The 19310-nt window shown below is 72.8% G+C and carries 18 protein-coding genes; 5 read left to right on the forward strand and 13 right to left on the reverse strand.

Annotated elements, in window-relative coordinates:
• Nucleotides 1-146: 146 nt before the first annotated feature.
• A complete protein-coding gene (locus C3V41_RS06425; RefSeq protein WP_106109575.1) occupies nucleotides 147-413 on the reverse strand; it encodes an HPr family phosphocarrier protein in 267 nt (88 codons plus the stop codon).
• A 368-nt stretch (nucleotides 414-781) separates the two neighbouring features.
• Here C3V41_RS06425 and C3V41_RS06430 point away from each other — a divergent pair, with 368 nt between their 5' ends.
• Entirely contained in the window at nucleotides 782-1564 is a 783-nt protein-coding gene (locus tag C3V41_RS06430; RefSeq protein WP_106109576.1) for an exonuclease domain-containing protein, read from the forward strand.
• Nucleotides 1565-1752: 188 nt separating this feature from the next.
• Here C3V41_RS06430 and guaB read toward each other — a convergent pair whose 3' ends face one another.
• Nucleotides 1753-3291: an IMP dehydrogenase gene (guaB, locus tag C3V41_RS06435; RefSeq protein ID WP_174714760.1), complete on the reverse strand. Its 1539-nt coding sequence runs from the start codon at nucleotides 3289-3291 to the stop codon at nucleotides 1753-1755.
• A 356-nt stretch (nucleotides 3292-3647) separates the two neighbouring features.
• Between guaB and C3V41_RS06440 the strand changes: the two genes are divergently transcribed.
• A complete protein-coding gene (locus tag C3V41_RS06440) occupies nucleotides 3648-3953 on the forward strand; it encodes a WhiB family transcriptional regulator (RefSeq protein WP_106110715.1) in 306 nt (101 codons plus the stop codon).
• Between the two features lie 184 nt (nucleotides 3954-4137).
• Here C3V41_RS06440 and groES read toward each other — a convergent pair whose 3' ends face one another.
• Both groES and C3V41_RS06455 read right to left on the reverse strand, forming a co-directional pair.
• On the reverse strand, nucleotides 4138-4434 hold the full coding sequence (gene groES / locus C3V41_RS06445; protein WP_106109578.1) for a co-chaperone GroES: 297 nt from the start codon (nucleotides 4432-4434) through the stop codon (nucleotides 4138-4140).
• A gap of 445 nt (nucleotides 4435-4879) precedes the next feature.
• On the reverse strand, nucleotides 4880-5569 hold the full coding sequence (locus C3V41_RS06455) for a SanA/YdcF family protein (RefSeq protein ID WP_106109579.1): 690 nt from the start codon (nucleotides 5567-5569) through the stop codon (nucleotides 4880-4882).
• 177 nt (nucleotides 5570-5746) lie between these two features.
• Between C3V41_RS06455 and C3V41_RS06460 the strand changes: the two genes are divergently transcribed.
• From C3V41_RS06460 to C3V41_RS06470, 3 genes are all read left to right on the forward strand, one after another.
• Nucleotides 5747-7075, forward strand: coding sequence for a class I SAM-dependent methyltransferase (locus C3V41_RS06460; protein WP_254423710.1), 1329 nt, complete (start codon nucleotides 5747-5749; stop codon nucleotides 7073-7075).
• Between the two features lie 146 nt (nucleotides 7076-7221).
• A complete protein-coding gene (locus C3V41_RS06465) occupies nucleotides 7222-8412 on the forward strand; it encodes a glutamate--cysteine ligase (RefSeq protein WP_106109581.1) in 1191 nt (396 codons plus the stop codon).
• A 230-nt stretch (nucleotides 8413-8642) separates the two neighbouring features.
• The gene (locus C3V41_RS06470) at nucleotides 8643-9323 is read left to right on the forward strand and encodes a hypothetical protein (RefSeq protein WP_106109582.1); all 681 of its coding nucleotides are present in this window, start codon (nucleotides 8643-8645) and stop codon (nucleotides 9321-9323) included.
• A 356-nt stretch (nucleotides 9324-9679) separates the two neighbouring features.
• Here C3V41_RS06470 and tsaD read toward each other — a convergent pair whose 3' ends face one another.
• The 9 genes from tsaD to alr all read right to left on the reverse strand — a co-directional run bounded on the left by tsaD (nucleotide 9680) and on the right by alr (nucleotide 19048).
• Nucleotides 9680-10726 (reverse strand): tRNA (adenosine(37)-N6)-threonylcarbamoyltransferase complex transferase subunit TsaD, encoded by a 1047-nt coding sequence (gene tsaD, locus C3V41_RS06475; protein WP_106109583.1) that lies wholly within the window; start codon nucleotides 10724-10726, stop codon nucleotides 9680-9682.
• 140 nt (nucleotides 10727-10866) lie between these two features.
• Nucleotides 10867-11643: a succinate dehydrogenase/fumarate reductase iron-sulfur subunit gene (locus tag C3V41_RS06480; protein ID WP_106109584.1), complete on the reverse strand. Its 777-nt coding sequence runs from the start codon at nucleotides 11641-11643 to the stop codon at nucleotides 10867-10869.
• Nucleotides 11640-13640 carry a fumarate reductase/succinate dehydrogenase flavoprotein subunit gene (locus C3V41_RS06485; RefSeq protein WP_106109585.1) on the reverse strand — a complete coding sequence of 667 codons (2001 nt, stop codon included), beginning with the start codon at nucleotides 13638-13640 and terminating at the stop codon, nucleotides 11640-11642. The genes C3V41_RS06480 and C3V41_RS06485 overlap by 4 nt, the downstream gene beginning before the upstream one ends.
• Nucleotides 13641-13653: 13 nt before the next feature.
• Nucleotides 13654-14373 (reverse strand): succinate dehydrogenase cytochrome b subunit, encoded by a 720-nt coding sequence (locus tag C3V41_RS06490; RefSeq protein WP_174714806.1) that lies wholly within the window; start codon nucleotides 14371-14373, stop codon nucleotides 13654-13656.
• A gap of 277 nt (nucleotides 14374-14650) precedes the next feature.
• Nucleotides 14651-15454, reverse strand: a complete 804-nt coding sequence (gene rimI, locus C3V41_RS14375; protein ID WP_368033292.1) for a ribosomal protein S18-alanine N-acetyltransferase — start codon at nucleotides 15452-15454, stop codon at nucleotides 14651-14653.
• Nucleotides 15451-16218, reverse strand: coding sequence for a tRNA (adenosine(37)-N6)-threonylcarbamoyltransferase complex dimerization subunit type 1 TsaB (tsaB, locus tag C3V41_RS06500; protein WP_106109587.1), 768 nt, complete (start codon nucleotides 16216-16218; stop codon nucleotides 15451-15453). Before tsaB ends, rimI begins: the two co-directional genes overlap by 4 nt.
• A gap of 9 nt (nucleotides 16219-16227) precedes the next feature.
• Entirely contained in the window at nucleotides 16228-17001 is a 774-nt protein-coding gene (locus tag C3V41_RS06505; RefSeq protein ID WP_106109588.1) for a hypothetical protein, read from the reverse strand.
• Between the two features lie 131 nt (nucleotides 17002-17132).
• The gene (gene tsaE / locus C3V41_RS06510; RefSeq protein WP_106109589.1) at nucleotides 17133-17660 is read right to left on the reverse strand and encodes a tRNA (adenosine(37)-N6)-threonylcarbamoyltransferase complex ATPase subunit type 1 TsaE; all 528 of its coding nucleotides are present in this window, start codon (nucleotides 17658-17660) and stop codon (nucleotides 17133-17135) included.
• A complete protein-coding gene (alr, locus tag C3V41_RS06515; RefSeq protein WP_254423711.1) occupies nucleotides 17657-19048 on the reverse strand; it encodes an alanine racemase in 1392 nt (463 codons plus the stop codon). The genes tsaE and alr overlap by 4 nt, the downstream gene beginning before the upstream one ends.
• Nucleotides 19049-19310: the final 262 nt, after the last annotated feature.

The following is a 19310-nucleotide window of genomic DNA, read 5'->3' on the forward strand; positions in this document are numbered from 1 at the left end:
TGTTCGCCGTGAGAACGGGCGCGCTGCCCTGGCACCTGCCGCCAGGGACCCGGCAGGAGGTGCCGGGACGCCGACGGCGGGGTACCAGCCGTGTCAGCTGGCACCCCGCCGTCGCGAGAGTGAGAGAGGTGAGCCCCGGTCGGGGATCAGGCGTCGAGGTCGGTCTCCAGGAGGGCCTTGAGCTCCTTCAGGGCGCCCTCAGAGCCAGCGGCGTCAGAGGCGAGGGTCACGACGTCGCCGAAGCCGGCGCCCAGGGTCATGACACCCAGGATGGAGGAGGCGTCAACGGGGGCGCCGCCCTCCTTGGCAATGGTGACGGGAACGCCCTTCTCGGCGACAGCCTTGACGAAGGTGGCGGCGGGACGGGCGTGGAGGCCGACCTTGGAGGCGATGGTGGCGGTGACCTGGGCCATGAGAGCTCCTTTAAGAGGATGGGGACGGCAGTGCGACGCCGTCAGACGCCACAGTGCCACATGACTGGGAGCAACCCGAGGGTTGCTTTGGGGCCACAGTACCGGACAATCGCCGTGCGCGCCGAGATCCTTTCGACCTGAGAGAAACATAGAAAGCGCTCCCCGTCACACCAACGACCCCCGGAGGCCGACTGGCGAGCCCACCAGTATGGTCAGGGCCACACCGTGGAGGTCCCGACGCCGGTCACGGAGACGGGTCCTGGGCGGGGGCGTCCGCCTCGGCGTACCCGACGGACAGGCCGGGTAAGAGGCTGCCACCCGGGTAAGAGGCTGCCGCTGGTGTCGGCACCGGGTGCCATCCTGGCCCTATGAGCACCACCGAATCCGCCTCGCCCCGCCAATCTCGTCCCCGCGGACCTGAGGCCGCCCGCCCCGCCTCCTGGGTCCAGGGGCCCCTGCTCGGCTTCGACACCGAGACCACGGGCGTGGACCCGAGCCAGGACCGCCTGGTCACCGCCGCCCTGGTCTGGCGCGGCCCGCGCCGGGCCGACGGCCCACGTGCCCAGAAGGTGCGGACCTGGCTGGCGGATCCGGGGGTCGAGATCCCCGAGGCCGCCACCGCCGTCCACGGCATCTCCACGGCGCAGGCCCGCGCCCAGGGGCGCAAGATCTCCGAGGTCCTGGAGGAGGTCGCCGCGGTCCTGGCGCGGGCGATGTCGGCGGGGACGCCGGTGGTGGCCTTCAACGGCTCCTACGACCTGACCCTCATGGAGGCCGAGCTGGACCGCCACGGCCTGCCCACGCTGCGCCAGCGCCTGGGCCGGGACCTGGGGCCCGTGGTGGACCCGCTGGTCCTGGACCGGATGGTGGACCGCTTCCGCAAGGGCAAGCGCCGCCTGGGGGACCTGACCGAGGTCTACGGGGTGAGGGTCGCCAGCAGCCTGCACACGGCCGAGGTGGACGTGGAGGCCACCCTGGACGTCCTGGAGGCCATGGTGGACGCCCACCCCCAGCTGGCGGACCTGCCCCGGGAGGATCTGGTCAGCACCCAGGCCCAGGCCCACCGGAAGTGGGCGGAGTCCTTCAACCGCTGGCTGGCTCGCCAGGACCCGGGCCGACCGGGTGCCAGCCTGTCCTGGCCCCTGCCGTAGTAGAGGCCGCGTGCCCTGGCCGGCCCCGCGCTAACGCACCCCAGCAGGCCCCGGCAGGCCCCGCAGTACTCCCGCCAGCCCCCTGGTAGCACCCCGGCGGCCCGGTAGCGCACCCGACCAGCCCCTGCGGTAGCGCCCCAAACCGGCCCCGGTAGCACCCCCGGCGAGGGCACCGGGTGCTGCCCGCCTCAGCGCCCCTCGCCGCGCCCGGAGTAGTTGGGCGCCTCCACGGTCATCTTGACGTCGTGGGGGTGGGACTCCTTGAGGCCAGCCGCCGTAATGCGCACGAACCGCCCCCGCTCCTTGAGCTCGCCCACGGTGCGGGCGCCCACGTAGAACATGGACTGGTGCAGCCCGCCAGCCAGCTGGTAGACGACGTCGGCCAGGGAGCCGGAGTAGGGGACCTGCCCCTCAATGCCCTCGGGCACGATCTTGGAGTCGGTGGACACGTCGGCCTGGAAGTAGCGGTCCTTGGAGTAGGAGGCGCGTCCGCGCGAGCTCATGGCCCCCAGCGAGCCCATACCGCGGTAGCGCTTCCACTGCTTGCCGTTGACGAAGACCAGGTCGCCGGGGGACTCGGTGCAGCCCGCCAGCAGGGAGCCCAGCATGACCGTGTCCGCCCCGGCCACCAGGGCCTTGGCAATGTCGCCGGAGTACTGCAGGCCGCCGTCGGCGATGAGCGGGATCCCTGCGGGGGCGCAGGCCAGTGAGGCCTCGTAGACGGCCGTCACCTGGGGCACGCCCACGCCGGCCACCACCCGGGTGGTGCAGATGGAGCCCGGTCCCACGCCGACCTTGACGGCGTCCACCCCGGCGTCGACGAGCGCCTGGGCGCCCTCGCGGGTGGCCACGTTGCCGCCCACGACCTGGACCCGGCTGAAGGCAGGGTCGGACTTGAGGCGGGAGATCATCTCCAGGGCCAGGCGCGCCCCGCCGTTGGCGGTGTCCACCACGAGCACGTCCACCCCGGCCTCGGCCAGGGCGCCGGCCCGCTGCCAGGTGTCACCCCAGTAGCCGACGGCGGCGCCCACCACCAGGCGCCCCTCGGCGTCCTTGGTGGCGTGGGGGTACTGCTCGGTCTTGACGAAGTCCTTGACCGTGATCAGGCCGGTCAGGTGCCCGGCGGCGTCGATCAGCGGGAGCTTCTCGACCCGGTGGGCGGCCAGGAGGGCCTTGGCGTCCTGGCGGGAGATGCCGGTAGAACCGGTGACCAGGCGCTCGCGCGGGGTCATGTAGTCGCGCACGCGGGCGGTGGGCCACAGCTCACCGGGGACGAAGCGCAGGTCCCGGTTGGTAATGATCCCCACCAGGGCGCCGCCCTCGTCCACCACCGGCAGGCCGGAGATCTTGTAGTGGCCGCAGATCCTGTCCATCTGGGCCAGGGTGGCGTCGGGGTCCACGGTCACCGGGTCGGTGATCATGCCGGACTCCGAGCGCTTGACGCGACGCACCTGGTCAGCCTGGTCCTCAATGGGCAGGTTGCGGTGGAGGACGCCCATTCCGCCCTGACGTGCCATGGCAATAGCCATCTCGGACTCGGTAACCGTGTCCATGGCCGCGCTGACCAGCGGGACGTCCAGTGAGATCGTCCTGGTCAGACGGGAGACCGTGTCCACCTCCGAGGGGATGACGTCGGTGAGCCGTGGGAGCAGCAGGACGTCGTCATAGGTCAGTCCGGTCGGGGCAAAGAGGTCCGAGTTGGTGATCGAGTCGCTCACAGCACGCATCGTAGGGTGACGGTGCCGGGGACGCACCCTGAGCCGTCGTCAGCACCCGCCAGCCGTCCCGGTCCATCGCCCAGGAGGGGCAAGCCTAGTGTCCCGCTCCCGGCCCGCCCCGCCACCAGGGCCCTAAAACCTCCCCATAACGTGCCCACAACCAATTAAACGGTTGGACTCGCAATCGTAACTCATATTGTGAAGACGACCACTGGGGCGCCCTTGACCTGCGGGTTTTCCGGAAGGTCATTATTAAACTCTCGGAAAACATCTGTCAAACCTTGTCCCAACAGTTCGGGCCACCTATCATTATAAACAGGCGCATGTGCGACACCTGCACGATAGGCGTCTATCGGAGGGACACGATGACGGAGAACTCACGGCTTCCAGGCCCGATCTCCGCTCTGTGGGAGTGGCAGTACGATGGCGCCTGCCTGGGGATGGACTCCTCCCTCTTCTTTCACCCTGAGGGCGAGCGAGGCTCATCGCGTCGCCGTCGGGACGAGGGCGCCAAGCTGATCTGCGGCACCTGCCCGGTTGTTGAGCAGTGCCGCGCGCACGCTCTGCGTACGCGCGAACCCTACGGAGTCTGGGGAGGTATGACAGAGGAGGAGCGTCGGGAGTGGCTCGACGCGGAGTCCCGCAGGCGCCGCCGAAGCGTGGGCGCCTGAGGGCAGCACGATCCCGGCCTGCGACCAGGCCGGGGTCGTGCGCGGGCTTGTGCGCCCACGCGAGCGGGCCAGGGCCCCGACAGACACGACCCGCCCCTGACAGACACGGCCCGCCCCCGAGAAGGTCCTTCTCGGGGGCGGGCTGGTAGCTACCGGGCACCGGGGCGCGGTGCCGGCGAGGTCCTCAGCGGGTGATGACGGCCAGGACGTCGCGGGCGGAGAGGATGAGGTAGTCCTCACCGTCGTACTTGACCTCGGTACCGCCGTACTTGGAGTAGATGACGACGTCGCCCTCGGCGACGTCCACCGGGACGCGGTTGCCCTTGTCGTCCACGCGGCCCGGGCCCACGGCCACGACCTTGCCCTCCTGGGGCTTCTCCTTGGCGGTGTCCGGGATGACCAGACCGGACGCGGTGGTCTGCTCGGCCTCGACCGTCTGGACGACGATGCGGTCCTCCAGCGGCTTGATGGAGATCGACATTGCGGACCTCCCCTTCTCGCTTCTCAGCGTGCAGTAGAACGGCTTATTCGCCCTCCGCCGGGTGCGTCCGGCCGCCGTCGCGGGGGTCGGCCTGACGCTGGTGGAGCGCGAGTCGCAGGGCGCGTCCCGGACGTCCGCACATCCTGGCCACGCGCCTGCGCCTGCGCAGAATCTACGACGGCGTTAGCACTCAGTCAATGCGAGTGCCAACCACGGGGTGCGGTTTCGCCCGTGGCGTCACCACCCTCGTAACCGGTGAGACCCGGCACACCAGGGCAGTCACCCGGCTGGCCCCGGCACGGGCGGCTCGGCGGCTTCGTCGAGCTCATTGGGCTGGCCCTGGAAGCAGCGTGGCCAGACCCCGGTCCGGCGTCGGCCCCGCCCTCACCGGCGCACCCGGCCGCGCCCTCACCGGCGCCGCGAGCCAGGGCCGGGCACCAGGCCGTCACGAGACCGACGGGCGCTGCGAGCGGGTCCAGGCCCTGGCCTCATCGACCGTGACCTCACGGTCCCCCAGGATGGGCTGACGGTCGCTGACCACGTCCCAGGCCGCCTTCATGGCCGCCACCCGCTCACGCAGCCAGCTGCGCCACCACGAGCGGGTCCCCGAGACGGTCTCGGCGTCCACCACGCCGCGGGCGTCGACCCCCACGGCCCGGCACACCGCCACGGCCCGGGGGGCGTGGAAGTCCTGGGTGACCATAATCGCCTGGTCCACGCCGAAGATCCGGTGGGCTCGCACGCAGGTGTCATAGGTGTCCAGCCCCGCGTAGTCCAGGGCGATCGCCTCGGGCGGCACCCCCTGCTCAATGAGGTAGGCCCTCATGGCCACCGGCTCGTTGTAGGTCATCTCGGAGTTGTCCCCCGAGACCAGGACCGCCTCGACCCGTCCGGAGGCGTACAGGCTCACCGCGGTGTCCAGTCGGCGGCGCAGGACGGTGGAGGGCGTCCCGTCGGCGTACACGGAGGCACCCAGCACGACGGCCACCGGGGCGGTCGACGTGTCACTGGGCGACCCCAGGGTCCTAATGCGTCCGTGGCTGAGGTGCCAGATCCACAGGTTCGGCCCCAGGACCACCGTCAGCAGCACCAGGAGCACCAGCAGGACCGTGACCCGACGGACTCGTTTCCCCATGCCTCCTCCTCCTTCCCCACCGGCGGCACGGTGAGCCGGCCAGAGCCGACCCAGGGCGTCACTGTAGCCCTTGGAAGGTGACAGGACGCTGGGAACACCCGGAACGTCATGGGACACACACCCGGCCCCGCGCGAGCCGGGGCGTGTCAGAGCCGAGGCCGTGGAATGATCACGGAGGTGACCGCCACGCAGGACGCCCTCGCCCCGCTGCTCACCCCCGCCGGGTGGGCGCTGCTCGCCACCCTGCCGCCCTACCGGCAGGACGAGGCCCTGGCGCTCGGTGAGCGCCTGCGCGCCCAGGGGCACTCCCCCGACCTGGTGGCCGCGGCCCTGACCCAGCAGCGCCTGCGCGCCCGGGCGGCGGCCAAGTTCGGCCCCTTCGCCTCCACCATGCTCTTCACCCCCGACGGCCTGGAGCAGGCCACCCGCCTGGCGGTCGCGGCCCACCACGCCGCCCGCTACCAGCGCGCCGGGACCACCCGGGTCGCGGACCTGGGCTGCGGGATCGGGGGAGACGCCCTGGCCCTGGCCGGCCTGGGCCTGGGCGTCCTGGCCGTGGAGAGGGACGAGGCGACGGCGGCCCTGGCCACGGTCAACCTCATGCGCTTCCCGGAGGTCACGGTCCGCTGCGCCGACGCCCGGGAGGTGGACCTGGTCGCCGAGGGGGTGGACGGCGTCTTCGCCGATCCCGCCCGGCGCTCCGGCGGACGGCGGCTGACCGACCCCGAGCAGTGGTCCCCGCCCCTGAGCACGGTCCTGGCGTGGCGCGAGCAGGTGCCCGCCCTGGGGGTGAAGGCCGCCCCCGGCATCGACCACGCCCTCCTGCCCGCCGACGCCCACGTCCAGTGGGTCAGCGTCGACGGCGGCGTCCTGGAGGCGGACATCTGGTGCGGCCCCCTGGCCCTCGAGGGCCCCGGCCGCTCCGCCCTGGTCCTGCGCAGCGCGCCCGCCGCCACCAGCGGGGCGGGTACCAGCGGGGACGGCCCGGACGCCGTCGCCCGCCCCGCCGTCGCCCGCCTGAGCGACCCGGAGTGCACCGACCCCACTACCCCGCCGCTCCAGCTGCCCCCGATCGCGGGGCAGGAGGAGCTCGGCGAGTACGTCCTGGAGCCCGACGGCGCCGCCATCCGCGCCGGGCTGGTGGCCCACCTGGCCTCCCGCGCCGGGGCCACCCCCCTGGCACCCCGGATCGCCTACCTCACCGGCCCCCGCCTGCCCGGGACGGACCTGGCCCCCTTCCTGCGCGCCTGGCGGGTGCGCGAGGTGCTCCCGCTGCACCTCAAGGCGCTGAGGGCCCGGGTGCGCGAGCAGGGGATCGGCCGCCTGGAGATCCACCGGCGGGGGGTGGACGTCTCCCCCGACGCCCTGCGCGCCTCCCTGCACCTGGAGGGCCAGGCCTGCGAGACCTGGCTCCTGACCCGGCTGGGTCCCGGCGGGCCGGACCCCCGGGACCGGGGACCGCGGGGAGCCGTCCTGGTGGTCGACCCCGTCCCCCTGGCCTCCTGAGCCGCCCGGAGCCCGACTGAGCCGCCCGGCCGCCCCGCCCGGGCAGGTAGCCCCTCCTGAGCCGCCTGCCCCAGGGCCCGGACAGTCGTCCTTGTCAGACCGTTGCACGTGAAACCGGCAGCCTCATCGACTGAATCGAGGGATCCATGACCCGCCCCCGCACCGGTACCCACCGTCAGCCGCTCCCGTTCGCGCTCTCGGCGCGCTCCACCCTGGGGGTGGAGTGGGAGCTGATGCTCATTGACCGCGACAGCCTGGACCTGCGCCAGTGCGCCGCCGAGATCCTGCGCGTCGCGAGCCAGAGCCCCTTCGTCCACGGCGAGATGATGCTCAACACGGTCGAGGTGGTCTCCGGGGCACGCGAGCGCGTGGCCCAGTGCATGGAGGACATCGCCGCGGCCCTCGACCACCTGCTGCCCGTCACCGACCCGTTGCGCATTGACCTGACCAGCGCCGGCACCCACCCCTTCGCCGACCCGCTGGTACAGAAGGTGACCGACGCCGAGCGCTACGCGCGCCTGGTGGACCGCACCCGCCTGTGGGGCCACCAGATGCTCATCTTCGGTACCCACGTGCACGTCGGCGTCGAGAGGCGCGCCAAGGTCCTGCCGATCCTCAGGGCCCTGCTCACCCGCACCGCCCACCTGCAGTGCCTCAGCGCCTCCTCGCCCTTCTGGTCCGGGCAGGACACCGGCTACGCCGACAACCGGGCCATGATGTTCCAGCAGCTGCCCACCGCCGGCGCCCCCGAGCAGCTGGACACCTGGGAGGAGCTGGAGGCCTACGCCGGGGACATGGTCCACACCGGCGTCATCAGGGACTTCACCGAGGTCCGCTGGGACGTGCGCCCCTCCCCGCGCCTGGGCACCATCGAGGTGCGGGCCTGCGACGCCGCCACCAACCTCACCGAGCTCGCCGGCGTCGCCGCCCTGACCCAGTGCCTGGTGGAGTCCTTCTCCCGGGCCCTGGACCGCGGGGAGGAGCTCGACGCCATGCCCGACTGGTACGTGGCCGAGAACAAGTGGCGCTCGGCCCGCTACGGCATGGAGGCCATCCTCATTACCAACTCCGCCGGTGACGAGGAGCTCGTCACCGACACCGTGGCCAGGATGCTCACCGAGCTCGAGCCGGTCGCCTCCGACCTGGGCTGCCTGACCGAGCTCGAGGGCGTACGCGCCACGCTCGACGCCGGGGCCTCCTACCAGCGCCAGCTCGCCGCCGTCGGGGCCGCCGGGGGCTGCAAGGAGGCAGCGGTACGCCTCCTGCTGGCCGAGACACGTGCGGGCCGGCCCCTGCACCCCACCCAGGTGCTGGCCCTGGCCTCGTCGTCCACCTGACTCGTCGTCCACCTGAACGGCCCGGGTGCGGCCCGCAGACTTAAGGAGCCGCTGCCGTCCAGGTCCAGGCGGTCCAGGACCTGACCGTGCACCCCGCAGGCTTAAGGAGCCGCTCGCGCAGACGGGGATCGGGTCACTCGCGGCCTGCACGGCTCCTTTCGCTACGGCAGCCCGCCCTCCCGCCGCGGCAACCCGCGGCCTGCACGCCGCCGACCGTCTACTGTGGTGCCATGGCGACGCCACCGTCCTCCCAGCTCACGCCCTACCCGTGGCAGCCCGGTCCGGCTGGCTGGCTCGTCCTGGACGCCGGGAGGAGTACCCGCCGCGCGCTGGGGCTGGTCCTCATCGTCGTCCTGCTCATGCTCCTGGTCCCCGTCCTGTTCATGCTGTTCTGGGTCGTGGTATCCACCGGTACGGACAAGCCCTTGGGCGGCGGGCTGGGCCTCGGCGTGTTCGCGGCCGCCCTCGCGCTGCCCCTGGGGCTGTGCATATGGGCTATGACCCGGGCCGGGACGCCGCCGACCGTGGTCGACGCCCAGGGACTGCACCTGAACCAGCCGGGCGCACCCGTCCAGACCATCCCCTGGTCCCAGGCACACGGCCACGTGGCGGTCAAGACGGTCACGCAGTACGTGCCCGGCGCGGTCGGCACGCCGTCCATGGCCTTTGTGTGCCTGGCGTTCGACGACGGGGAGATCCCCCTGCCGGGTACCATGCTCAGCTCCCCCACCCCCTACGTCATTAGCCAGCAGTCCTACGTCACCGCCCTGAGGGTCCTGGCCTACGACCCCTGGCACCAGGAGGCGCCCCTGACGCTGACTGAGCAGACCTACACACCCTGGGTACCCACCAGCACCTACTACCACCACCCCTACCACTACCCTTACCACTATCCTCACCCGTTCACGTAAGAAGACGTCCTCCGGCCGGGGCTGCTGCGTGGTGGGCCGAAAGCCTGTGGCCTGGCGGACGTCCCGCAGGAGAAGCGCGAGGCGGAGCGTCAGCGTCACCGGAGCCCGTGGCCTGGCAGACGTCCCCCGGCAGGGGATGCTGACGGCCCGGGCGGGCGGGGACTGGTACGCGGGGTGGCTCCCGGCCGGGGCTGCTGCGTGGTGGCTCCCCGACCCACGCCCTTAACCGCCGCAGGGACCGGCTCAGGGGCCCGGGGCGGTTCACGTCGCGTGGTGGTGGTCCTGGCCGACCGGCTCAGGGGCCTGGGGGCACGGGCTGGCACCGCGGACACGGGCTGGCACCGCGGGCGCGGGCCTTACCTGGCCACGACCGTCTCCAGGGGCATACCGGAGTCCGGGGCGAAGTCCAGGGGCGAGGGGGCGACGCCGGAGCGCGCGGCCGCCGATCCCATCGCCGCGATCTGGGCGCCGTTGTCGGTGCAGTAGCGCAGCGGGGGCAGGCGCAGGGTGATACCCGCGGCCCCGCAGCGCTCTGCGGCGAGCTCACGCAGGCGGGAGTTGGCCGAGTAGCCGCCACCGACCACGAGGGTGTCCACGTCCTGGTCCAGGCAGGCCTGGACGGCCTTGGCGGTCAGGGAGTCGTTGACGGCCTCGGAGAAGGCCGCGCAGACGTCGGCCACGGGGACCAGCTCGCCGTCGTCCTCCAGGGACTCCACGTAGCGGGCCACGGCCGTCTTGAGCCCGGAGAAGGAGAAGTCGTACCGGTGGCGCTGGCGGTCCTTGGCGGCGGCCAGCCCCCGGGGGAAGCGGATGGCGGTGCGGTCCCCGTGCTGGGAGACGCGGTCCACGTGCGGGCCGCCGGGGTAGGGCAGGCCGAGCAGCCGGCCGACCTTGTCGAAGGCCTCCCCGGCGGCGTCGTCCAGGGTGCCCCCCAGCTCGTGCACGTCGGTGGCGAGGTCGCCCACGGCCAGGAGGCTGGAGTGCCCGCCGGAGACGACGAGCCCCACGAAGCGCCGGGGCAGGGGCCCGTCGACGAGCTCGTCGACCGCCAGGTGCCCGATGACGTGGTTGACGCCGTACAGGGGCAGGCCCAGCACGGCGGCCAGGGCCTTGGCGGCGCTCACCCCCACGGTGAGGCTGCCGATCAGGCCCGGGCCCGCGCTCACGGCGACCGCGTCCACCTGGTCCAGGCCGACCCCGGCCTGCTCCAGGGCGGCGTCCAGGGTGGGAAGGAGGGACTCCAGGTGGGCGCGCGAGGCGATCTCGGGGATGATGCCGCCGTAGCGGGCGTACTCGTCCATGGAGGTGGCGGTGACGTCCGTCAGCAGCTGGCGGCCGCGCACCAGCGCCACGCCGGTCTCGTCGCAGGTGGACTCAATGCCGAGGATCAGGGGCTCGCTCACGCCCCCAGCCTACGCCCGGCTGCCGCCCCGCCCCCTCCCGCGGCCAACAAGTACCGTTCTCACGACGAACAAGTACCGTTCTCGCGAGCAATAAGTACCGTTCTCGCGACGGAAGAGAGGAGGAGGGGCGGCGTCGGGGCTCAGCGGGTGTGGGAGCGCTGGCCCTTCCACAGGGCGTGGCCCAGGTCGCGGTTGAGGCGGGAGATGACCTCGATCGGCACGCTCTTGGGGCACACCGCCGCGCACTCGCCGATATTGGTGCAGCCGCCGAAGCCCTCGGCGTCGTGCTGGTTCAGCATACTGACCACGCGGGCCAGGCGCTCGGGCTGCCCCTGGGGCAGCAGCCCCAGGTGGGAGATCTTGGCGCCGGTGAACAGCATGGCCGAGGCGTTGGGGCAGGCGGCCACGCACGCGCCGCAGCCGATGCAGGCCGCGGCCTCGAAGGCGGCGTCGGCCTTCTCCTTCTGGACCGGCACCGAGTGGGCCTCCGGGGCGCCCCCGGTGTTGACCGAGATGTAGCCGCCGGCCTGGACGATCCGGTCCAGGGCGGAGCGGTCCACGATCAGGTCCTTGAGGATCGGGAAGCCCGTGGAGCGCCACGGCTCGATGGTGATGGTGCCCCCGTCCTTGAAGGAGGGGTCCTCCGCGATGTGGCGCATGTGCAGCTGGCAGGTGGTGGAGCGGATGGGCCCGTGGGCCTGGCCGTTAATGACCAGACCGCACTGGCCGCAGATGCCCTCGCGGCAGTCGGAGTCGAAGGCGACCGGCTCCTTGCCCTCGGCGAAGAGCTGCTCGTTGAGCAGGTCGAGGACCTCCAGGAAGCTCATGTGCTCCTCGATACCGGTCATCGAGTACTCCTCGAAGTGACCGGGGGCGGAGGCGTTCTTCTGACGCCAGATCCTGAGCTTGATGTTCACTTGTAACTCCGCTGCTTGAGCTCGATGTCCTTGTAAACCAGGTCCTCCTTGTGGAGGACCGGGGGCTGGTTCTCCCCGCCGTACTCCCAGGCCGCCACGTAGAGGAACTCGTCGTCGTGACGCATGGCCTCGCCCTCGGGGGTCTGGGACTCGGCCCGGAAGTGGCCGCCGCAGGACTCGCGGCGGTGCAGGGCGTCAATGCACATGAGCTCGCCCAGCTCGAAGAAGTCCAGCAGCCGCCCGGCCTTCTCCAGGGACTGGTTGAGCTCGTCGGCCTCACCGGTGACGCGGGCGTCGCGCCAGAACTCCTCCTTCAGGTCCCGGATCCGCCTAATGGCCTCGCGCAGGCCGGCGTCCCGGCGCTCCATACCGCAGTACTCCCACATAATGCGCCCCAGGGCCATGTGGAAGTCGTCCACGCTGCGCGTGCCGCGCAGGGCCATGAGGCGGGCGACACGCTCCTCGACGCTGCGCCTGGCCTCGGCGATCTCCGGGGCGTCCGGGTCCACCTTGCCCAGGCGGAGCATGTCCGCCAGGTAGTCGTTCATGGTGTCAGGCAGCACGAAGTAGCCGTCGGCCAGGCCCTGCATGAGGGCCGAGGCCCCCAGGCGGTTGGCCCCGTGGTCGGAGAAGTTGGCCTCCCCGGCCACGTACAGGCCCGGGATATTGGACTCCAGGTCGTAGTCCACCCACAGCCCGCCCATGGTGTAGTGCACGGCCGGGTAGATGCGCATGGGCACCTCGTAGGGGTCGTCCCCGGTAATGCGCTGGTACATCTCGAACAGGTTCCCGTAGCGGGCCGAGACGGCGTCCTTGCCCAGGCGGCCGATGGCCTCGGAGAAGTCCAGGTAGACGCCGCGGCGCATCATGCGCTCGTTGCCGCTCGCGTCGCGCTCCTTGATGGCCGGGCCCACGCCGCGGCCCTCGTCGCACATGTTCTTGGCCTGGCGCGAGGCGATGTCGCGCGGGACCAGGTTGCCGAACGCCGGGTAGATGCGCTCCAGGTAGTAGTCGCGGTCCTCCTCGGGGATGTCACGCGGGTCCTTGTCGCAGTCCTCGGCCCTCTTGGGCACCCAGATGCGCCCGTCGTTGCGCAGCGACTCGCTCATGAGGGTGAGCTTGGACTGGAAGTCGCCGGACTGGGGGATGCAGGTGGGGTGGATCTGGGTGTAGCAGGGGTTGGCGAAGTACGCCCCCTTGCGGTAGGCGCGCCAGATCGCGGTGGCGTTGCAGCCCATGGCGTTGGTGGACAGGAAGAACACGTTGCCGTACCCGCCACTGGCCAGCACGACGGCGTCGGCCAGGTGGGTCTCGATCTGGCCGGTGACCATGTCCCGGGTGACAATGCCCCGGGCCCGGCCGTCGACGACGATCAGCTCGACCATCTCGTGGCGGCGGAACTCCTGGACGGTGCCGGCCGCCACCTGGCGCTCCAGGGCCTGGTAGGCGCCGATGAGGAGCTGCTGGCCGGTCTGGCCGCGGGCGTAGAAGGTGCGGGAGACCTGCACGCCGCCGAAGGAGCGGTTGTCCAGCAGGCCGCCGTACTCGCGGGCGAAGGGCACGCCCTGGGCCACGCACTGGTCGATAATGGCGGCGCTGACCTCCGCCAGGCGGTAGACGTTGTCCTCCCGGGCCCGGTAGTCCCCGCCCTTGACGGTGTCGTAGAACAGGCGGTAGACGGAGTCGCCGTCGTTGCGGTAGTTCTTGGCGGCGTTGATACCGCCCTGGGCGGCGATGGAGTGGGCCCGGCGGGCGGAGTCCTGGTAGAAGAAGACCTTGACGTTGTAGCCCTGCTCACCCAGGGAGGCGGCCGCGGCCCCGCCGGCCAGGCCGGAGCCGACGACGATAATGTCCAGCTTGCGGCGGTTGGCGGGGTTGACCAGCTTGGCCTCGAACTTGCGCTGCTCCCAGCGCCTCTCAATGGGGACGGAGTGGGGGGCCTTGGCGTCGGCGATCTTCTCGCCCTCGTGGTACAGGCCGTCAATGAGCTCAGTCATGGTGGTTCAACTCTCAGTGGGATCCGATACCGGCCTCGGCGGCCTTGACCGCGTACTCGACGGCGTCCATGGGCGCGTCCACCAGGTGGAAGAAGATCGCGGTGGGCACGCACATGAAGGCGAGGAAGAGGCCGAAGGCGACGACGAAGGCGACCAGGCGCACGAAGGGGATCACGTTGCCGCGGATGGCGCCCAGGGTCTGGAGGGCCGACCACACCCCGTGCCACACGTGCAGGCACAGGGCGGCCAGGGCCACGGCGTAGATGAGCCACACCCACCACAGCTGGAAGCCGTACCACATGTTCATGTAGGCGCGACCGTGCTCGTAGTGGCCGCCGGGGGTGATCGTCAGGGTGGTGAACTGCAGGATGTGCCAGACGAGGAACAGCAGCAGGATGACCCCGCCCCAGCGCATGGTGCGCATGGCGTAGCGGGAGGCGAAGTACTCGGCGCCGGGCTTCTTGACCGCGTACCTGTCGGTGCCGCGCGCCTTCTTGTTGCGCACCCACAGGTGGAAGGCGCTGCCGGCGTGGACCAGCAGGCAGGCCATGAGCGCCACGCGCAGGATCCACAGGACGCCGCTAGGGGGCAGGATCGGCACGAGCAGCTGGCGCAGGAAGTAGGCGTAGTGGTCGTAGGCGATCTCGCCCTCGAAGTAGTGGGTGTTGCCGTAGGCGTGGAAGATCACGAAGAGTATGAACACGAACCCCGAGATCGCCATCATGCGCTTCATGAAGACGGTCGTCGTGAACGCCGTGCGCTTCTTGGAGAGGAGAGTCGCTTTGGTCACGTCACTAGTCTAGTGACCAGCCGTCGGTCGCAGGCACCACTTGGCCCCTCTCTCTGCGACCGCCTCCAGGGAACCTTGCCGTTCCAACGTTTTCCCGCCGCCCGCCAGGGCCGCTCCCACGGGGGCGGGCAGGGGGGAGGGGGAGGCGGGGAGGACCTGGGGCGGTACTTTTGGCAAGGAGGACGTCAGACAAATCCAAGGGGCCGGTGCGGGGGCACGGCTAGGAGCCCACCGGGGCGGGAGCAGGGCGCAGCAGGGCCCGCATAACGACGGCGTCCTCCTGGGGCGTCTGGTAGTAGCGTCGCCGCAGCCCGATACGGGTGAAGCCGTGGGCGGCGTAGAGGCTCTGGGCGGCGGCGTTGGAGGCCCGTACCTCCAGCAGCACGGCCCGGCAGCCCGCCCGCCGCGCCGTATCCATGAGCTCAGTCAGCAGGCGGGAGGCCACCTTGCGACGTCGGGCCTGCGGGATGGTGGCAATGGTCAGCAGGTCGGCGTCGCCAGCACCGTCACCCACCCACATGCCGGCGTAGCCCAGGATCCGGCTCCCCGCTCCTGCCGCGCCCCGCGCGTCTTCCCGCTCCCCCGGTTTGGGGCCCGCGGCCAGGGGGCTGGCGGGGCCCGTAGCCGGGGGGCCGGTGGGAGCTGCGAGCGGGGGGTCGGCGGGGTCCGTAGCCAGGGGGCTGGCTGGCGCCAGCGCCCGTGACCCGCCTGTCCCGGCAGATCCCGTCTGCGAGGGGTCGCTGGCTGGCCCCGGGACGGACAGCCCCGTACTGGCTGGCCCCGGGACGGGGCAGGGGCCTGGTGGGGATCCCGGCCAGGACGTCAGCCCCGGGACGGGGCAGGGCCCGCGGGCCACGACGTAGCGGCGGTCCCCGCCTGAGGCGGCCGCCAGCTCACCGGCCAGGAGGTCCTGGCTCCAGGCCTCCGCCCCGAACAGGCTGGCCTCCAGGCGCGCCACGACGGGCAGGTCCGCCTCGGTCATGTCCTCCAGGGTGACGCCGTCGGGGCCGGACGGGGTGCTCACCGGGCGCGACGGGCGGTGCCGGGCACGTGGACGTCCGCGTGGCGCAGGTAGAGGGGCTCGCTGCCCAGTTCCTCCCCCCGCCCCACCCGGGCCAGGGCCAGACGGACCTGGCTGGCCGCGTCCCCGGAGACCGGGGCGTGGACAGGGACGCCGAGCCGGTGGGCCAGGGACGGGTAGAGCACCGCCCCCGAGCCGGCCAGGACCAGGTGGTCGTGGCCGTCCGCCAGGGACAGGGCCTGCTCGGGGGGCAGCACATGCAGGTCGCTGAGGCGCTCGACGTCGTCGGCCCCCCGGGCGCGGTAGGTGGCGGCGTAGACCTCCTTGCGGCGCGCGTCGGTCAGGACCAGGACGGTGGTACCCGCCTGGGCCCCCTGGGCGTCCGCCTCGTCCAGGGCGGTGCGGGCGACGGCGTCCAGGCTCGGGATCCCGTACAGGGGGACGCCCCGGGCCCGGCAGACCACGCGCGCCGTGACCAGCCCGGCGCGCAGGCCGGTGAACGGCGCGGGCCCGGTAGCGGCCACGACGGCGTCCAGGCGGGCGGCGGGGCTGCCGGGGTCGCCCAGGGCCTGCCGGAGCATGGGCCCCAGGGACTCGGCGTGGCGGCGGGGGTCGTCCTGCTCCTCCGCCACCAGGATCTCCAGCCGCACCCGGGCCCCGGCGGCCGGGAGGCCCGGGCCAGCCCCCTTCGCGCCGTCGTCGGCCACAGTGGCCTGCACGAGGAGGAGCCGGGTCCCCCGGGAGGAGTCAATCGACAGGATGCGCACGCCCCCAGCCTAGCCCTGCTGGGACGCCTCCGAGGCCGGGCCGGGCCCGGTGGCGCCGTGGCCCAGCAGGACGGCGGTACGACGTCGCTCACGCAGGATAATGCCGACCACGGCCAGGGCCCCCAGCCCCAGGACCACCCCGGCGGTCAGCCAGGCCTGCCAGCTCGGGCCACCGCCGCGGGGGGCGGGGTCGGCCCGCGCGGAGGCCTGGGCGGTCTTGGCCAGGACCGCCGAGTAGGTCTCCAGGCTGACAGGCCCGGCCAGGCGGTCGTGGGCCAGGGCGTCCATGGCCGTCACGGTGCCCTCCGACACCGCGAACCAGGCGCCGTCGTCGTCCCGGACGATGGCGGGCCCCTCGGCCCCGGTGGTGGGACGGGCGGTGGACTGCTCCCCCGCCCCGGCGTCGGTCTCCGCCCCGGCCCCCGTCAGGACGGCGGTGGCCAGGAGGGTGTCAGGTACCCAGGTGGCCGTGACCTCCTGGTCCACGTCGAGCAGGACCGCCCCGGCGGGCTGCCCGCCCTCCTCGACCGCGCTGACCCACAGGGACGTAGGCACCAGTGCCGCCTGAGGGTCCGTACCGTCGCGGAAGCCGTCCGCCCAGGCGCACACCGGCAGGGCGGGGTGGACGACCAGGACGCCGGTCAGCCCCTGGGAGCGCAGGTAGGACTCACCGGAGGACCTGACCCAGGTCCCCGCCCTGCCCGTGGTCTCCAGGGGCTGGCAGGTCGCGGGCAGGGCCTGGACGGTGGGACAGGCCACCGGCAGGGCGGGGAGGCCCAGCACGAGCAGGAGCAGCGTCGCACCCGGCAGGAGGCGACCGGGTCCTGGAGAAGCCCGCCACCGGCCTCTCGGCACCCGGGCGGGAGGGCGGGACGTGGGTCGCGGGCGACGGCGTCGGGCAGCCACGGCGGCCCTCAGCCGGCCAGGACGGTCAGGTCCACGCCCTGCCAGCGCGGGCCCACGGCGCGGACGGTCATGGTGCGGCGCCCGTCATCGACCCCGGCCAGGTCCGTCACCGGCGAGCCGTCACCGGACCCCAGCCCGCCGTGGGGGCGGCTGACCAGCACCTCCAGGCGGGAGGCGGCCAGGCCCTCCACCTTGTCCTGGCCCCACTCGACCAGGGTCACGCACTCCTCCATGGAGGAGTCCAGGTCCAGGGCGTCCACCTCCTCCAGGCTGCTCAGACGGTAGGCGTCCACGTGGACGAGGTCGGGCCCACCGCCCAGGGCGGGGTGGACCCGGGCGATCACGAAGGTCGGGGAGGTCACCCGCCCGCGCACGCCCAGGGCCTCGCCGACCCCCTGGGCCAGGGTGGTCTTGCCCGCGCCCAGGCCGCCCGAGAGCATGACGAGGTCCCCGGCCCGCAGGAGGCCGGCGAGCCGCGCCCCCAGGGCCCGGGTGGCGTCAGGGCCGGTAGTGGTCAGGGTGATCTGGTTGCTCATACCTGCTCCTGGGGGTGGCCGGGGCGGGGCCCGCCGACGTAGACCCGCGGCACGTGGGGGCCCAGGCGGGTGACGATCTCGTAGTTAATGGTGCCGCAGGCCCGCGCCCAGTCGTCGGCGGTGGGGACGCCGGGCGTGGTCGCCGGGTCCCCCCACAGGACCGCGGTGTCGCCCGCGGCCGCAGGGGCCCGGCGGGTGGGGAGGCTAGCGGCTCCCCGGGCGGCTCCCTGGTGGGCGGCGTCGGCGTCGTTCTGAGCAGCGGCCCCGTCCCGGGCGGTGCCGGTGGCAGCGTCCGGGACTCCCCAGGCGGGGCCGAGGTCAATGACCAGCTGGTCCATGCACACCCGCCCCACCACACGGGTGCGGTAGGGGCCGGAGGCGGTCAGGACCGTCACCGGCCCGGTGCCCGAGGCCGCGCGCGGGACGCCGTCGGCGTAGCCCAGGGGGACCAGCCCCAGCCACCGGTCGGTGGGGGCGGTCCAGGTCCCGCCGTAGGAGACGGCCTGGCCCGCCGGGACGCGCTTGACCTGGACCAGGGGCGCCTCCAGGCGCATGGCCGGACGCAGCCCCAGGTCGGCGGAGGTGGCGACGGCGGGGTCCGGGGACAGCCCGTACAGGCCGATCCCGGCGCGCACCAGGTCCAGGCGGGCCGCCGGGTGCCACAGCAGGCCCGCCGTGGCCGCCAGGTGGCGCACGTCCACCTCCAGCCCGGCGTCGGCCAGGACCCGCTCAGCGGCCTCCAGGCGGCGCAGGTGCGTCTGTGTGGAGCCGCAGGCGGGCTCGTCGGCGCGCGAGAGGTGGCTCCACAGGCCGACGACCACCACGTCCCCGGCGTCCTGGGCCGTCCGGGCGGCACCGGCCAGGGCAGGCAGGTCCGCGGCGACGGCCCCGGCCCGGGACATGCCCGTGTCCGCCTTGAGGTGGACGCGCGCCGCCCCGCCCTCGGCCCGGGCGGCGGCGGACACGGCGTCGAGCCCGGCCGGGGTGGAGACGGAGACGTCGATACCGGCGGCCAGGGCGACCCGCAGGGGGGAGCCGGGGGCGGCGGCCTGGTCGGGGCTGAGCACCGGCAGGATCCAGGTCAGGAGGCGGGGTGCCCGGGAGGTGGGAGCGGACCTGCCGGCGTCGGGACGCGGGACGCCCGCCTGGTCCAGCAGCTCGCGCAGGCGCAGCGCCTCGGAGAGCTGGGCCACACCGAGCCAGGTGGCGCCCGCACCCAGGCAGGCCAAGGCGACGGGCCCCAGCCCGTGGCCGTAGGCGTCGGCCTTGACCACCGCGAGCCAGGGCGTGCCGGCGGCTCGTGCCAGGACCCTGGCGTTGGCGGCCACGGCGTCGAGGTCGACGACGGCCCGGGAGGTAGAGGCTGGTATCGCGGTCGAGGAGGTCACGACGCCGATTCTCTCACTGCGTACCGGTAACCCCACCCAGGGCGAGCCACCTCTCCTCCTCGTTGGCCAGCAGCAGAGGCCCCTCGGCCCGGTACAGGTCCTCGATAATGCCAGGCAGCTCACATGCCAGGTCCATGGCGGCCACGGCGTGCCCGGGGCCGGGGGCCTGTGAGACGGACGACGCCACCCCCGAGGCGGCCTCGGCCCCCACGGTGCCCGAGGCCGCCTGGGCCGCCAGCCGGTGGAGGCGCACGGCCAGCCC

This window comes from Actinomyces sp. oral taxon 897 (genome assembly GCF_002999235.1).
In the GTDB taxonomy this organism is placed as follows: Bacteria; Actinomycetota; Actinomycetes; order Actinomycetales; family Actinomycetaceae; genus Actinomyces.